The following is a 15,145-nucleotide window of genomic DNA, read 5'->3' as shown; positions in this document are numbered from 1 at the left end:
TATTTATTTCTCTCAGACTCACAGTATTATCATGCAACTCAATAAATTCACCGATTATGCATTACGCATTTTGCTCTATATCGCACGTCCTCGTGATGTGCCTTATAACATTGCTGAAATTGCAGAAGACCTGCACGTTTCGCGTAATCACTTGGTGAAAATTGTGCATTTTATGGCAAAGCAAAACTGGTTAATCACCAGCCGCGGCAAAGGTGGCGGCATCCGCCTTAACCCTGAAGCACTTGAGGCTCAGCTCGGTCAAATCGTACGGATTTTGCAAGGTAATCACCAGATTGTTGAATGCAATGACCCACCCTGCGTACTGCGCAGTCAGTGTGGTTTAAAAAGCATTTTAGACCAAGCTTTAGAACAGTTTTATCAAAGTCTCGATCAGTACAAACTTGCCGATGTTTTACAACCAAGCAGCGCATCTAAATTTACAACACAATCTCCAATTCAAATGATCAATCTCTAATTTCACTTTGCCTGCGACAAAATTCGCTTGCCTGCCCGACTTCCTTTATAATGCGTGTTGTTAAATCAGTTATTGAAGTTGGGTTATGCATCAGCACAGAGGAAAATCACGAAACAGTAAGGCGGCCAATGCGCCGAAGCAAAAGATTACTTATGAGAAAAAAGTAGACTCTGCGATTACTGAATATGCTGTGCGCTCGCTCAACTGGCTACGCAAAGCTGAGTTCTTAATGAGTGCGCCTAAACTCAACCTCTGCGTTGAAGATACCGGCTATGAAATTGCCTTTGCTGGCCGCTCAAATGCGGGTAAGTCGAGTGCCATTAATGCGCTCACCAACCAAAAGCAATTGGCTCGTGCGTCGAAAAAACCGGGTCGTACCCAAATGATCAACTTTTTCAGTCTAGGAAATCCTGATCAACGTTTGGTCGACTTACCGGGTTATGGCTATGCCGCTGTACCTGAAGCGATGAAAATCGTGTGGCAAAAAGAGTTAGAAAACTATCTGATACACCGTGAAAGTTTACAAGGTCTTGTGCTGTTGATGGATATCCGTCATCCACTACAACATTTTGACGTCATGATGTTGGAATGGGCACATTCACGTAAATTGTTCGTGCATGTACTGCTCACCAAATCAGATAAATTAAACCGTGGCCCAGCCTCTAAAGCACTACAAGAAGTGAAAGCGGCATTGAAAAAAATGAAACTTAACTTCTCTATCCAATTGTTCTCATCATTGAATAAACAAGGTTTAGAAGAGTTAGCGAGTGTCATGGCGGGTCGTCTAAACTTCACTCTAGAGCAATCCACAGAGTTTGATCTCGACAGCATACCTGAAGCATCGGAAGATGATATTGAAATCGATGCAGATGCGGAAGCATTCGATGACGTCGACACTACATCTGAAGATTTACCCCAAGCTGAAGACAAAAAATCAGACCACTAATCCATTATTTTTAAAGTCAGCGCAAGGATGATTGTCTGACAAAAAGTATCATCTGAAGATAATGAAATGTCCTGTATTGCTAATCACAATGCAGGATTTTTTTTGGATACTGAATACATCAGATGTGTACTCGATCACATAAAAACAAGGATAGGTCATGAAATTACTCTCCCGCTTGAGAAACACAAAACTTGGATCATCAATCGAATATAAAATTAAGCCACGTAAAGTGAAATTTGAGTGGCAAGATACTCAAGTTGACTGGGTACCCAACCAACCTTTTGTCAGCTATTTTATTAATGAAATTAATATGATCTTACCGGCAGGTGAGTTTTGGTTTTGCCGTCTGTATAACAAAGTATTGCCACAAATTAGAGATGAAAAACTAGCAGAGGACGTTAAAGCATTTATCCGCCAAGAAGCCATGCATGCTCAGGCGCATAACTCTGCCAATAAAGAATATCTATCTCAGCACAATATCAGTATTCAACGCAACCTTGAAATCATGGACTTTCTCTTTGGCAAACTGCTTGCGGACCAACCTTTAGGGCTCAACGTACCCAAAGCCTTGGATCATCAATGGGATCTCTTTCGTTTAGGCGTAATTGCAACAGTTGAGCATATGACCTGTGTATTAGGCAAATATGCTTTATACAACAAAGAGTGGGAACGCCTCGGTGCCGATCCGAATATGCTCGATCTAGTAAAATGGCATGGTGCAGAAGAAATAGAGCATCGTACCGTGGCTTTTGATTTGTATCGTCATCTCGGTGGGGGCTATATTTCTCGCTATTATCAAAGTGTGATCGTGATTGCTGCCGTACTTGGTCTATGGGTCGATGGTGCTGCACATATCATGCAGCAAGACTCACGCTATGCATCGATTAAACCTGCCGTATACAAACCGTGGATTTGGCGTGAATGGGCGCGTATCGCGCAAAAAGACAATCGCTTATTGCCACATCCGCTTTGGTTAGTGTCACAGCAATTGGGGTATTTAATGCCTTGGTACGATCCTGTTCATGAAGCAAAAACTGAAGATGCGATTGCCTATCTCGACAACTCTCCTGCTGCAAAACGTGCCGCACTGAAAGTTGCTTAAACACCATTTAAAATTTGTATTAAGCAGGGTTCGCCCTGCTTTTTTTTGTGCTCACATCCATTACGCTCCATTTTTATATTGAGCAATCAACACACTCAAGATGGATAGGCTCATAAGTTCGATGTTTAAAGTACAGGTATTCCGAGTTCCCTATTTTCTTTAAAATGCATCTATACTCAGTCTCATCCTAAAATAAAAATACACCGTTCAGGAGCACTCCATGCACGCTCACATCTCCGTTATTACACTGGCCGTGAAAGATTTATACGCTGCATTCGCGTTTTATCAGGAGGGTTTAGGTCTTAATAGCGCAGGGATTATTGGGACTGAATTTGAACATGGCGCTGTGGCATTTTTTGATTTACAACACGGTTTAAAGCTTGCACTCTGGCCGCAAGATAGCCTTAGTCATGACACCGGAATCAGTACATCAGCGTTTTGTCCAACTCAAATGTCTCTCGGACATAACGTTAACAGTCCCGCAGTCGTCGATCAAATCATGCAACAAGCCCAACGCGCAGGTGCAAAGACAATTAAGCCCGCACAGCCCACGTTTTACGGTGGTTATGCAGGCTATTTTCAAGACTTAGACGGGCATCTGTGGGAGATCGTCTACAACCCACATTTTAGCTCTTTATCTGCTTAATTCGACAACGCTGGTTCATCTACATCTCGCGTATGACGATCCACCACCACACTAATCATCATATCGCCCTGTACGTTCACCACAGTTCGCACCGTATCTAATAAGCGGTCAATCGGCAGCAATATCGCAATGGCTTCCGCAGGGAGCCCAACCGATTGTAAAACCATAATCATCGTTACCATTCCAGCGCTTGGAATACCCGGCGCGCCGAGTGACGCAATCATGGCGGTTGCACAGACAATTAACTGCTGACCCAAGGTTAAATCTAAGCCCATCAAGTTAGCAATAAATAACGCAGCAGCAGCTTCATACAATGCTGTACCATCCATATTTAACTGTGTGCCCAATGGAATCACAAAACCTGCTGTTTGAGGACGTACGCCTAAATTTTCCTGCGCACATTTCATCGACAGTGGCATCGTTGCTGAACTTGAACTAGTTGCAAAAGCAGTGATTAAGGCAGCTCGTGTTCCTCTAAAAAATGTCAGTGGGCTCATTTTCCCAAAAATCCATAGCAGCAGAGGTAACACCACTGCCCCATGGAAAATCGTCGTCCCTGTGACCACCGCAGCAAACTCGGCGAGGCGACTCAACACTGAAATATCTTCTGTAGCAATCAATTTAGCCAATAATGCAAAAATACCAATCGGTGCAAGCTTCATCACCCAGCCGATGATCATCATCATGATGTCGAAAAATTGCTGACTGAGCTTTCTCACGCTTCGGAACTTTTCACCGCCTTTGACCAAGGCCACACCTAGAAATAGTGAAAACACCACGACTGCGAGTACGTTGCCATCACTAAAGGCTTTAAACGGATTGATCAGTGTATTTTGAATAAAATTGGTAAAGAATGAACCTGCTGTGAGGGTGTCAGGACTCTGATGTTGTTGCATTGCATCTTGGAACATGACGATGTCCACGCCCTGCCCAACTTTAAAAATATGCGCACATGCTAGACCCAAGATCAGTGCCAAAGTCGTGGTGGTGACACAGCAAGCTAAGGTAATTTTCCACGTACGACTCAGCTGACCACCCGCTTGTAAATTCGATACCCCCACCACAATCGAACTAAAGATCAGCGGAACCAAGATCATTTTCAGCAAGCCAATAAAAATACTACTGGCAATCCCCAGGCCATACAGGCTGGCGGATAAAAACTGCGTCTCTGGAAACTGAATTAATAAAAAGCCAAATGCCACACCCAATATTGCGGCAATTAAAATCTGCGTATTTAAGCTCATTGTGCCTTGCATTTATCATCCTTTATTCAGGCACTATGCCATGCGACCCATTGAGAATCGAGGAATTTTTTGTCACATATACTGCTACAATTCTGCAAAGCATGTATTCAACCCAATTCAATTTGTACTGCACCCTAATTAGATAACTCGATTCCGTGAGTAGTTGCATAACCCCAAATTGACGGAGATAAAAAACCGAATCAGAAGATTCGGTTTTTTCAGTATTTAGCTTTTACGACTTAACACATAGTGCTTAAAGTTTATTGGGTTTCAATTTCGCGTAAACGGATCAAGCCTTCTTGTGTCGTACTACAGACCAACTCACCGTTTTGCCACATGCGACCGAAATTTAGACCACGTGAACTAGCACTGACCGTGGCATCCATGTCATAAAGCATCCATTCATCCACACGGAATGGCTTATGGAAATACATGGCATGGTCAATACTCGCACACTGCAAACTTGGTGATAAATAACTTAAACCATGTGGACGTAGTGCAGTCGTCATCAGCGTAAAGTCTGAATAGAATGCCGCAATAGCCTGATGTAAAGAGATGTCATCAACGTCAGCAGCAATTTTGTCATGGGTACGAATATAGTGTGCATACGATGGCGCAGCAGGCTGCGGTTGGTACGGGTTTTGCGGATCAATCGGGCGAATTTCCACATGACGGTCGCGCATAAAAGATGCACGGACGTTTTCAGGGACAAATTCCACCATCATTCGTTTCAGCTCAGCTTCAGATTTTAAATCTTCCACGGCTGGATATTCTGGCTCTGCAACTTGATAGTTCAACCCGTCTTCTTGCTCTGCAAATGACACCATACACATAAAAATCGTTTTACCATGTTGAATCGCACGCACCTGACGACTCACAAAACTGCGTCCATCGCGAATACGATCCACTTCATAAATGATCGGTGCATTGATATCACCGCCGAATAAGAAATATGCATGTAAGGAATGAGCTGGTCGATCTGTCGTATAAGATGCCGCACGGAGCGCCTGACCTAAAACCTGTCCACCAAAGACACGTTTCCCGACCAAATTTCGGCTTTGCCCACGAAAAATATTTTCTTCTAATTTTTCAAGGCTGAGTAAATCAACCAACTCTTGTGTTAAGGCATTCATAACAAACCTATCTATCATTCGGGATTAAGCTAACGCAGGCAACATCAACAGATGTTTAAATATATTTTCCATTTTGCCATAAATCCAGACTAAAACCCTAAAGATTCGCTGACTGATCTGTCACCTTGCTGATGCAATATAACTGCTAAAAATACGTTTTTTAACGATAAAATCTTACAATATCTATGCAATTTGTCAGAAAATGACATACAGTTTTTAAGTACAATTACGCAGAATAGATTCCCCTCAGAATCTCTGTGGTTTGGTCATGAAAAGTAGGAGTTTGTATGTCCAAGAGCGGCTTTGGTCAGATGTATCGAAAGCTTTCGAGTAAACTGCTTGACCTTGTGGTAACACCGCATGTTTTAGGTGAAGTCCCTGTAGAACCTGTAGTGACTGAAACCGATACAGATACCGGCGTACAGACAACGAAAATTACCTGCTACGTTCTGCAAAATCATTCACGGAGTAATGCTTTAATTGTCGATGGTGAAACCCGTCGTTTAAAGCTACACCCTGCACTCGACCCAATGACAGTGGGTACGCAAACAGAAAAAGCCTCTGTGGTGTTTTTACAACATCATGATGAAGACAACTTACTCAATCCACCGCCACATGCATTTCCACCTCGTTTATTACGTTTAATTGAGGTTTTGGAAAAAAATCCTGATGCGGATGTTGAGCTCGTTCCTGTAACCGTGCTGTGGGGCCGTGAACCCGATAAAGAAGACTCTTGGTTTAAATTATTATTTACCGATACCTGGTCTACACCAAGCAAAGTGAAGCAGTTGGTGAATATTGGTTTGCACGGTCGTCAATCGTACCTCGAATTCCATGAGCCACAGTCTTTGCGTCGTTTGGTTGAATATGCCAAAACTACACATCCGAACCTGTCACCTGCGACTTATATTGTCAGCACACTGAATGATTATTTAGATGCACAGCGTGAAGTGGTTTTGGGGCCGGATTTATCTGACCGTCGTAATGTGATGCACGGCCTGATCAAATCTACGGATGTGCAAGATGCGATTCGTCGTGAAAGCATTCGCAGTAAAATCAGTATGGTTGAAGCTGAACGTCGTGCGATTGGTTATTTAAATGAAATCGTTTCTGACTATTCTGCATCAACAGTACGTTTTGCTGACTTAGCACTGACTCGTCTGTGGACACAGCTTTATGATGGCGTCGAAGTGCATAACTTCAGTACCGTTCGTGAACTGGCCAAAGACTACGAGATCATTTACACCCCATGCCATCGTAGTCATATCGACTATTTATTATTGTCATATGTGATCTATAAGCGTGGCTTGATGGTGCCGTACATTGCTGCGGGCGATAACTTAAACATGCCATTTGTCGGGCAAATTTTACGTGGCGGCGGCGCGTTCTTTATTCGTCGTTCATTCCGTGGCAATGGTCTCTACACCACCGTATTTAAAGAATACCTCTACAGTATTTTGGCGCGTAATACGCCGCTTGAATACTTCATCGAAGGGGGTCGTTCACGTACTGGTCGTTTATTACCACCGAAGACCGGCATGCTCGCCATGACTGTCCATGGTCATTTACGTAATCCAGCCAAACCGATCGTGTTCTTACCGACCTATATTGGTTATGAGCGTTTAATGGAAGGTGCGACCTACGTTGGCGAAATGAATGGTAAGCCGAAAGAAGGCGAATCGATCATTGGGATTATGAAAACTCTGCGTAAGATCGAACGTATTTTCGGTAAAGTGCATTTGAACTTTGGTGAGCCGGTTTTCCTTGATGATATGTTGAAACAGCATAATGCAAGCAACATCAAAATCGAGAAAAATGACGACCCAATTCCGCCAGAAGTTTCGGATGCCATTAACAGTTCTGCACACGTGATTTTAGAAAATATTAACCGTGCAGCAGTGGTGAACCCAGTTTCATTGCTTTCACTGATTTTATTGGCAACATCTAAACATACTTTAGATGAAGAGATTTGCATTAAGCAGTTAGATACCTATCGTGATCTTTTAACTGCCTTACCTTACGATGAGCGCATGCAAGTAACACCGCTGTCAGGTAAAGAAATCATTGCTTATGGTTTAAAACTCAAGCTGATTAAACGTGTTCATCATGTCCTTGGCGATATTATTGCCATTGCTGATAATCAAGCGGTGCTGTTAACCTACTTCCGCAACAACATCCTGCACGCATTTATTTTGCCATCACTCATTGCCGCTTTGGTTGAACATAATGGTTCTATTCGCCGTGGTGATTTAATTAATGTCATTCGTACACTGTATCCGTTCTTAAAAGCTGAGTTGTTCCTTAAATGGAATGATGAAGAACTTAAAGATCAGATCTGTGCGTATGCAGAAGTACTGATCAAAGCCAAGCTAATTTCTGAAGATGCAGAAGGCAACCTGATCTCCCCTGCGCCTAACTCAGAGCAGCACAATCAGTTAGTGGTCTTAGCTGCACCCGTGATGCAAAGTCTTGAGCGTTACTACATGACTTTGGCCTTAATCACACAACGTGGTTCGGGCAATATCTCTACGCGTCAGGTTGAAGAACTCAGTCACTTGGTTGGTCAACGTCTATCTGTGTTGTATGAATTTAACTCGCCTGAGTTCTTTGATAAGGCCTTATTCCAAAGCTTTATTAAAGTCTTAACCCAACAAGGTTATATCAGCACCAATGAAAACAACGCCATTGTGTTTGATGAAAATTTCCAAAATGTTGCGCAGTATGCCAACCTCGTTTTGGATGATGTGACCCTGCAAATGTTGCAGCACATTACAACCTTTAGTGATGAAGAGTTAAAAGAAGCACTAGATAAAGTTGCTGCGGAACAAGCTAAAAAGCGCTTGAAACGTAAGAAAAAATAAACGGTTCTGATTTTTTTCACTATAAAAGCAAAAGAATTTGAGCAAAATTAGGGACAAGTTGTAAAAAGCTTGTCTCTATTTTTTGGACTATACAAAAGTATTTAATATTTTCTTTTTTAAAATTAAGGTATGTACATTCCAAAATTTTGGATTTCCATTGGCTAGCGGTTTATTGCCTTTAAATTCATCGATATAAATAATATCAAAGTCCGCATCAAACAATTGTTTAAGCTCTTCCTGTTCAAAACCTATAAATTTTTCAGAAAAATTATTTACCCAATCATCATCTTTCCCTAATAGTTGTATGAGTAAAATGCCTTGCTCACTTAAGGATTCCTGCATTTTCTTTAAAACACTTTCAAGCGAATCCGTAGAACAAAAAAATAAACTGAATAAAGCAATAATTAAACTAGCTTTAGGAAAGCTATAGTCTTCAAAGGCCTGATTAGAAAATAAAAAATTCTTATTGTCTTTAAATTTACTTAGACAGATATTTTTAGCTTCAACAGTTGGATCAAATGCATATACTTTAAAATTATGACGGAGTAGAAATGATGATTCATTTCCTGCACCACAACCACAATCAATCGAGATCTTTGGTAAATTTTCAAAATAACTCAAAGCTTTTTCCAGAATCGGTCTATGGGGTAGATTCTAAGTAAGTTCAGCAAATGATTTTGTCATTATTTAATTTTTATCCTTTGAGATCCATCCGAAAATTTGAACAATACATGTTGTAAAAGACCTATCTTATTCATTTATAGAATTTCTTTTAATACTCACAAAGCTGCTCTGAATTTTATACGTCACGCCAATTTTACATACACATCACAATCAATCGTGCGCTAACTTAAAACCACTCTCCATCATCCGCGTTGCATAAATCTTTTTACCTGTTTCTACTTCACTCTCTAAAACCAATTCGGGTAAATGCATAGCTCTTTGCAATTCCAAGATTCGCTCATGCAAAGGTTGAGGTTGGTTATTAGTACAAATATATGATTTTTCAGGATGTTCCACGTGAAGTAGATGACACAGAAATTTTGCCAAATCATCGATATGTATTCGATTTGACCAATGAATATTGGGATAGCGATTAGTCGTTTCTGCCAGTTTCTGCATTCGTGTTGTCGATGTGCCATAAATCCCAGAGGGACGTACGATCACGCATTCGTTAGGAAATGCTTGTGTGTAGCGATGCTCCATTTCCAGTAACAACATGCCCTGCTCATCGATCGGATGTGGCACAGTGTCATCATCAATCCGCTCCCCCGCATGTTCACCATAGACACGAGTGGAAGACACCACGATTAAACGTTGTATTGGATGATGTGCTAATGCTTGAACAATCGGCTGTACAGAATCGACATAAGTGTGTCGGTAAGCATCCACAGCATTGAGTTGAGCATGACGTGCAGGAGCCAAAAGAACATAGACTACATCAATCGGTTGAACCTGCGACAAATCCAGTTGGTGAACATCTTGGATTAAATGTTCTGCAAAATCATCCTCTTTCGCACTACGACTCACTGTGGTAATTTGGTGACCTTGCTGAAATAATTGTTTAGCAACACGTTGCGATGTTTTACCATAACCGATAAATAGAATATGCATCAAACGACCTATTCTCAGAACTGATCCATTTAGATCATATAAACCGAAGTTGAGGGGACATGGCTGCCGTCCATCAATTGCAAGGGGTTGGCAATGCCGCCGCTGCTTTACTTGAAAAACTAAATATTTTCACGACAGATGATCTTTTGTTTCATCTGCCACGCGACTATGAAGATCGTAGCACGATCATCCCCATGAACCAATTAACCGTGGGCCGCAGTTATTTACTAGAAGGCACGGTCAAAAATATCGACTTCCCACCCGGTAAGCGTAAATCGATGGCCGCCCTTTTGGATGACGATTGTGGCAAAGTCACTTTACGTTTTTACCATATCTACAAAGGCATTACTGATCGGGTAAAACCGGGAAATCGTTTACGGATTTTTGGTGAAGTCCGTGTTGGTGCTCGTGGCTTAGAAATGTATCATCCTGAACTACAGGTGATTACTGAACACACGCCTTTACCTCAAACCCAACTCACTGCGATTTACCCTGCAACTGAAGGCTTAACACAGCCCAAACTGCGTGAATACGTCAAACAAGCACTACAGTTATATAGTGATGACTTACCTGAATTATTGCCAGAAAAATTCACCAATGGCTATGCCCTAAAACAAGCACTGGACTATATTCATCACCCCCCTGTCGATGCCAATATGTTGCAACTCAGCCAAGGTTCTCATCCTGCACAGCAACGTTTAATTTTCGAAGAATTGGTTGCCCATCAGGTCAGTTTGCTCAGCCGCCGTGCTTATATTCAACAAATCGAAGCACCGTCATTCTCTGCAAGTAAGAACTTCACCAAACAGCTTTTAAGTACACTACCGTTTGAAATGACCGGCGCACAAAAACGCGTGTCCAAAGAAATTGCGGTCGATCTGAAAAAGAACAAACCTATGCTGCGACTCGTACAAGGCGATGTAGGTGCAGGTAAAACCTTGGTTGCAGGCGTTGCAGCCTGTCATGCGCTTGAGGAAGGTTGGCAAGTGGCCATGATGGCGCCAACAGAAATTTTGGCCGAACAACATTATCTAAATTTCAAAAAATGGTTTGAGCCTATGGGTCTGACCGTGTCCTGGCTTTCAGGCAAGCAAAAAGGTAAAGCTCGAGCTGCAGCAGAACAAAGTATTCAAGATGGTTCCGCCAATTTAGTGGTCGGCACACATGCTTTATTTCAAGACAATGTTCAATTTGCCAAATTGGGTTTAGTGATTATTGATGAGCAACACCGTTTTGGTGTCGATCAGCGTTTGGCACTTCGGAACAAAGGTCTCAATGGCATGACACCACATCAACTGGTGATGACAGCAACCCCTATTCCTCGTACCTTGGCGATGTCGGCTTATGGCGACTTAGACACCTCTGTCATTGATGAACTACCACCCGGTCGTACACCGATTCAAACGGTCACCATTCCACTGGATCGTCGTGAAGAAGTGCTACAGCGGATTGCCAGCAATTGTGCTGAAGGCAAACAAGCCTATTGGGTCTGTACCCTAGTGGAACAATCCGAAACCTTAGATGCTCAAGCCGCTGAAGCAACTTTTAATGAAATTAAAGAACGCTTCCCAGACCTCAATATTGGTCTGGTTCACGGCAAAATGAAGGCCGATGAAAAGCAAGCAGTGATGCAGCAATTTAAAAATAATGAATTGCAATTACTAATTGCAACCACCGTCATTGAAGTCGGTGTTGACGTCCCGAACGCCTCAATCATGGTGATTGAAAATGCAGAACGCCTAGGGCTTTCACAACTACATCAGCTACGTGGTCGTGTAGGGCGTGGTGCCAAAGCCAGTTTCTGTGCCTTGCTGTATAAAAATCCCTTGTCGCAAAATGGGCAAGAGCGTTTACGCATTATGCGCGAGACCAATGACGGCTTTATTATTGCTGAAAAAGATTTGGAAATTCGCGGCCCCGGTGAGCTCCTCGGCACTAAACAAACGGGCGATATGGGCTTTCGTGTAGCAAAATTAGAGCGAGATGATCATTTACTCAATCAGGCTCACTATGTGGCTCAACAAGTCTTGAATGACCATCCTGCACAGGCTCAAGCGCTTTTAAAACGATGGCTGCCTGAAGCACCCCGTTATGCCTATGTATAAAATTAGGATGATGGATCGATTATCCTAAAAATGCAGATTGGCTTTAAGCAGTAAGCTTGTCGAACAGATTGCTGTAGTGTCGTGATTGCACTTCACAGCAATCTGTGCAAAATACTCAAAAAAGAATGATTAGAATAAAAACATGCTCCAATCTATCCAACACTTCATCCAAAAAGGAATACAGAGCGTTTCCCCTTGCCTGCTCTGCGGTATCGATCGACAACAACATCATTCGCTTTGTACCGACTGCTGGGCACAACTGCCTTGGTTTAAACAAGCGGTTGATCGCCATGAACACAGCATCTCTTGTGCCTTTTACTATGATTTCCCTATAGATCGCATCATTCAAAGCTATAAGTATGAGCAACAATTGCACTATCAAAATTTACTGGCACAGAGCCTTTTAAGCTTGCGCTTAGCTAGGGTTCAAGCCATCGTCCCCATGCCTATTTCAGTAGAACGCCTTAAAGACCGTGGGTATAACCAAATGCTGCTCGTTGCACAGATGATGGCAAAGCAATTGCGCATCCCTGTTTGGCAACCAGTGATTCGTCAAGCACAGCACGCTCAAAAAGGTTTAAGTCGGCTAGAACGCCTAGAAAATATCGAACAGCAATTTATTATCAACCCAACCGAAAAACGCCGTTTCCGTAAAGTCCTCATCATTGATGATGTGGTGACCACGGGGAGTTCAATCCATGCATTAAGTACGCTGTTACATCAGCTACATTGCACGCAGGTATATGCCGCATGCATTGCTGCGGCACAGCCTTAGTTTCAAACATCAACCACTAATAAAGAAACTGAGCAAGCGAAGCGGTTTAGCTTTCAGCAAGAGATCGCGCCTGCTGCTTCACCCAAGGAATCACCACCTCACGTGTTAAAGGTGCAAGTTTTGTTTGTGTATCATCCAAGCTGACCCATTGCATCGCTGCAATTTCCGCATCAATTTTCGGTTCACCTTGCAACTGGACCAGATAGACATAACTCACCAGTAGATGATCGACTTCGTTCGCAGCAGCCGTTTCAAAACGACCAATGAATTGCTCAATCTGCGCAGCGCAGCCAATTTCTTCCTGAATTTCACGCAGCATGGTGATTTCAGGAGCTTCATTGGGTTCTAATTTTCCACCCACTTGCATAAAGAATGCCGTGTGTTTTTTACGAACCACTAAAAGTTCATGCTGTTCATTTAGAATAATGGCTGCGGCAACGGTTATGGTTTTCATCAATCTTGTTCCAAATCCGCGATAAAGGCTGTACGTTCAACCATGCCCCATTTCGGCTCTGGCGCAGTGAAATGTTGAAACTTTTCAACAATCGTTTCAATATTATCTTCTGTAATTAAGCCTTCGATAAAACGCGGATGGGTAAAGCCTTTTTCTGCAGTTGTTTTTAGAAAATTCAATAAATCGTCATAAAAACCATCTACATTGAGAAAGGCACATGGCTTTAAATGAATGCCCAATTGAGCCCACGTCCACTGCTCAAAAATTTCCTCTAAAGTCCCTGCTCCACCTGGAATCGCCACAAAACCATCCGAGAGTTCAGACATTTTAGTTTTCCGTTGTTGCATATTTTCTACCACATGCAATTCGGTTAAATCTGGATGTGCCAATTCTTTATCGACCAAGACTTTTGGAATCACCCCAATGACTTGCCCACCTGCACGCAAAGCACTATCTGCCACGACACCCATCAAACCTGAACGGCCACCACCATAGACTAATGTAATACCTTGGGCCGCTAAATGACGACCGACTTTTTCAGCCACCTGTAAATAGGCAGGATTGTTACCAAGGGCGGAACCACAGAAAATTGCGATAGATTTCATTTATAATCACCATCAGATCAGGAACGCTATGCTGGAAAAATCAACTTTAAACAGATTTTTTCATAAATTAAGCATTAGAACAGTGTTTTTCAGCAAATCCTTGTCTAAAATACACCCATTCATTTTTAACTTACTGCGTAAGGGGAAAAGACAACATGCTTGAAGCCTTTTACGCCACAGAGCGCGGTAGCCTGGAAGATGTCACCATCAATGGTGACTTCGATTTACATCAGGATTTAGTCTGGCTCGATCTCATTGCCCCGTCTCAGGAAGAACAGCAATGGATTATGGATGCCTATGATCAGAATTTACCTACATTAAAATCATTAGAAGATATTTCGTCGAGTGCACGATTCTACCGTGATGACGATGGTATTTTGCACATCAGCACCTATTTTTTAACGAAAAATAAAAATTTTCAGGTCGATGGCGAACCCGAAGAAAATGCCAGCACCTTAGCTACCGTGCAGACAGTTGCCTTTATTTTGCATAAAGAACGCTTATTCACTTTACGGGGTGAAAAGCTGGTGGCTTTCCGTGCCTTTCGTGCCCGCGCGCGTCGTAACGATTATGAAATTGACTATAAAGATCCAACTTGGATTTTATTGGGTCTTTTAGAAGCCAAACTCGATGAACTTGCAGATATCTTGGAAGATATCCACAAGGACTTAGAAAAGTATTCCACAGAAGTACTGAATAACCGTCATCGTGAGATGATTTTAGACTTAGATGACATGATTACCCGACTTGCGCATTTAGAAGATATGCTCGGGAAAGCTCAGCTGTGTCTGATCGACTTACGTCGTGTTCTCACCTTCCTATCACGTCCTCGCGCCTTGGGTAGTCATATTTATGATGCCGACATCCGAGAACTCAGCGAAGACGTACGCTCTCTTGTTGAGCATGATGCCTTCTTGTTCCAAAAGGTTCGATTCTTACTGGATACCACTTCTGGGTTCATTAACACCGAACAGAACGATACAATTCGTCGATTCTCGATTTTACCAAGTATGCTTGCGCCACCGATGTTAGTAGCTAGCGTCTATGGAATGAACACCGATGTACTGCCATTCGCGCATGGTACAACCAGTTTTATCGTGGTCAGCTTAATCATCGTGGCATTCTTTATTGGCCCATTGATGTACTTCCGCTGGAAGAAATGGATTTAATCCGTTCCTATTGCGT

14 protein-coding genes are annotated in these 15,145 nt (G+C 42.5%); 8 read left to right on the top strand and 6 right to left on the bottom strand.

The genetic code is table 11. From position 1 onward, the window contains the following. Nucleotides 1–31 precede the first annotated feature (31 nt). The 4 genes from FTV04_RS11120 to FTV04_RS11105 all read left to right on the top strand — a co-directional run bounded on the left by FTV04_RS11120 (nt 32) and on the right by FTV04_RS11105 (nt 3,169). The gene (locus tag FTV04_RS11120) at nt 32–475 is read left to right on the top strand and encodes an Rrf2 family transcriptional regulator (protein WP_078192461.1); all 444 of its coding nucleotides are present in this window, start codon (nt 32–34) and stop codon (nt 473–475) included. An 85-nt stretch (nt 476–560) separates the two neighbouring features. Next, nucleotides 561–1,421 carry a ribosome biogenesis GTP-binding protein YihA/YsxC gene (gene yihA, locus FTV04_RS11115; protein WP_180003454.1) on the top strand — a complete coding sequence of 287 codons (861 nt, stop codon included), beginning with the start codon at nt 561–563 and terminating at the stop codon, nt 1,419–1,421. Nucleotides 1,422–1,578: 157 nt separating this feature from the next. Next, nucleotides 1,579–2,523: a metal-dependent hydrolase gene (locus tag FTV04_RS11110; RefSeq protein WP_180089567.1), complete on the top strand. Its 945-nt coding sequence runs from the start codon at nt 1,579–1,581 to the stop codon at nt 2,521–2,523. A gap of 220 nt (nt 2,524–2,743) precedes the next feature. Continuing rightward, complete coding sequence (locus FTV04_RS11105; protein WP_180049253.1) at nt 2,744–3,169, top strand: VOC family protein; 426 nt, start codon at nt 2,744–2,746, stop codon at nt 3,167–3,169. On the opposite strand, the gene FTV04_RS11100 is transcribed toward FTV04_RS11105, so the two are convergent. Together FTV04_RS11100 and FTV04_RS11095 are read right to left on the bottom strand one after the other, a co-directional pair. Next, the gene (locus FTV04_RS11100) at nt 3,166–4,425 is read right to left on the bottom strand and encodes a dicarboxylate/amino acid:cation symporter (RefSeq protein WP_171525930.1); all 1,260 of its coding nucleotides are present in this window, start codon (nt 4,423–4,425) and stop codon (nt 3,166–3,168) included. The genes FTV04_RS11105 and FTV04_RS11100 overlap by 4 nt on opposite strands. A 248-nt stretch (nt 4,426–4,673) precedes the next feature. Further along, nucleotides 4,674–5,546 carry an acyl-CoA thioesterase II gene (locus FTV04_RS11095; protein ID WP_168379112.1) on the bottom strand — a complete coding sequence of 291 codons (873 nt, stop codon included), beginning with the start codon at nt 5,544–5,546 and terminating at the stop codon, nt 4,674–4,676. A gap of 287 nt (nt 5,547–5,833) precedes the next feature. Here FTV04_RS11095 and plsB point away from each other — a divergent pair, with 287 nt between their 5' ends. Next, nucleotides 5,834–8,407, top strand: coding sequence for a glycerol-3-phosphate 1-O-acyltransferase PlsB (gene plsB / locus FTV04_RS11090; RefSeq protein WP_180010517.1), 2,574 nt, complete (start codon nt 5,834–5,836; stop codon nt 8,405–8,407). Nucleotides 8,408–8,494: 87 nt separating this feature from the next. Here plsB and FTV04_RS11085 read toward each other — a convergent pair whose 3' ends face one another. Together FTV04_RS11085 and FTV04_RS11080 are read right to left on the bottom strand one after the other, a co-directional pair. Next, complete coding sequence (locus FTV04_RS11085; protein WP_373685436.1) at nt 8,495–9,043, bottom strand: methyltransferase domain-containing protein; 549 nt, start codon at nt 9,041–9,043, stop codon at nt 8,495–8,497. Between the two features lie 198 nt (nt 9,044–9,241). After that, nucleotides 9,242–10,021 carry an NAD-dependent epimerase/dehydratase family protein gene (locus FTV04_RS11080; protein WP_180089565.1) on the bottom strand — a complete coding sequence of 260 codons (780 nt, stop codon included), beginning with the start codon at nt 10,019–10,021 and terminating at the stop codon, nt 9,242–9,244. A gap of 59 nt (nt 10,022–10,080) precedes the next feature. Between FTV04_RS11080 and recG the strand changes: the two genes are divergently transcribed. After that, the gene (gene recG, locus FTV04_RS11075; RefSeq protein ID WP_180089563.1) at nt 10,081–12,126 is read left to right on the top strand and encodes an ATP-dependent DNA helicase RecG; all 2,046 of its coding nucleotides are present in this window, start codon (nt 10,081–10,083) and stop codon (nt 12,124–12,126) included. Nucleotides 12,127–12,268: 142 nt separating this feature from the next. Next, nucleotides 12,269–12,901 (top strand): ComF family protein, encoded by a 633-nt coding sequence (locus tag FTV04_RS11070; RefSeq protein WP_180089561.1) that lies wholly within the window; start codon nt 12,269–12,271, stop codon nt 12,899–12,901. 46 nt (nt 12,902–12,947) lie between these two features. Here FTV04_RS11070 and FTV04_RS11065 read toward each other — a convergent pair whose 3' ends face one another. Both FTV04_RS11065 and FTV04_RS11060 read right to left on the bottom strand, forming a co-directional pair. After that, nucleotides 12,948–13,355: an NUDIX domain-containing protein gene (locus FTV04_RS11065; RefSeq protein ID WP_180089559.1), complete on the bottom strand. Its 408-nt coding sequence runs from the start codon at nt 13,353–13,355 to the stop codon at nt 12,948–12,950. Beyond that, a complete protein-coding gene (locus tag FTV04_RS11060; protein ID WP_180089556.1) occupies nt 13,355–13,960 on the bottom strand; it encodes a TIGR00730 family Rossman fold protein in 606 nt (201 codons plus the stop codon). The genes FTV04_RS11065 and FTV04_RS11060 overlap by 1 nt, the downstream gene beginning before the upstream one ends. A 155-nt stretch (nt 13,961–14,115) precedes the next feature. Here FTV04_RS11060 and FTV04_RS11055 point away from each other — a divergent pair, with 155 nt between their 5' ends. Further along, nucleotides 14,116–15,129: a CorA family divalent cation transporter gene (locus FTV04_RS11055; protein ID WP_078189297.1), complete on the top strand. Its 1,014-nt coding sequence runs from the start codon at nt 14,116–14,118 to the stop codon at nt 15,127–15,129. Nucleotides 15,130–15,145: the final 16 nt, after the last annotated feature.

Origin of the sequence: Acinetobacter sp. YH12219, from assembly GCF_013417875.1 — a bacterium.
Classification (GTDB): Bacteria; Pseudomonadota; Gammaproteobacteria; order Pseudomonadales; family Moraxellaceae; genus Acinetobacter; species Acinetobacter amyesii.
The sequence above is the reverse complement of the archived record's forward strand: the minus strand, read 5'-3'. Positions and strand labels throughout refer to the sequence as shown.

What these genes read in the sequence shown, in the direction of transcription:
- FTV04_RS11120 (WP_078192461.1), top strand. Translation starts at nt 32, where the DNA reads ATGCAACTCAATAAATTCACCGATTATGCATTACGCATTTTGCTCTAT.
- yihA (WP_180003454.1), top strand. Translation starts at nt 561, where the DNA reads ATGCATCAGCACAGAGGAAAATCACGAAACAGTAAGGCGGCCAATGCG.
- FTV04_RS11110 (WP_180089567.1), top strand. Translation starts at nt 1,579, where the DNA reads ATGAAATTACTCTCCCGCTTGAGAAACACAAAACTTGGATCATCAATC.
- FTV04_RS11105 (WP_180049253.1), top strand. Translation starts at nt 2,744, where the DNA reads ATGCACGCTCACATCTCCGTTATTACACTGGCCGTGAAAGATTTATAC.
- FTV04_RS11100 (WP_171525930.1), bottom strand. Translation starts at nt 4,425, where the DNA reads ATGCAAGGCACAATGAGCTTAAATACGCAGATTTTAATTGCCGCAATA.
- FTV04_RS11095 (WP_168379112.1), bottom strand. Translation starts at nt 5,546, where the DNA reads ATGAATGCCTTAACACAAGAGTTGGTTGATTTACTCAGCCTTGAAAAA.
- plsB (WP_180010517.1), top strand. Translation starts at nt 5,834, where the DNA reads ATGTCCAAGAGCGGCTTTGGTCAGATGTATCGAAAGCTTTCGAGTAAA.
- FTV04_RS11080 (WP_180089565.1), bottom strand. Translation starts at nt 10,021, where the DNA reads ATGCATATTCTATTTATCGGTTATGGTAAAACATCGCAACGTGTTGCT.
- recG (WP_180089563.1), top strand. Translation starts at nt 10,081, where the DNA reads ATGGCTGCCGTCCATCAATTGCAAGGGGTTGGCAATGCCGCCGCTGCT.
- FTV04_RS11070 (WP_180089561.1), top strand. Translation starts at nt 12,269, where the DNA reads ATGCTCCAATCTATCCAACACTTCATCCAAAAAGGAATACAGAGCGTT.
- FTV04_RS11065 (WP_180089559.1), bottom strand. Translation starts at nt 13,355, where the DNA reads ATGAAAACCATAACCGTTGCCGCAGCCATTATTCTAAATGAACAGCAT.
- FTV04_RS11060 (WP_180089556.1), bottom strand. Translation starts at nt 13,960, where the DNA reads ATGAAATCTATCGCAATTTTCTGTGGTTCCGCCCTTGGTAACAATCCT.
- FTV04_RS11055 (WP_078189297.1), top strand. Translation starts at nt 14,116, where the DNA reads ATGCTTGAAGCCTTTTACGCCACAGAGCGCGGTAGCCTGGAAGATGTC.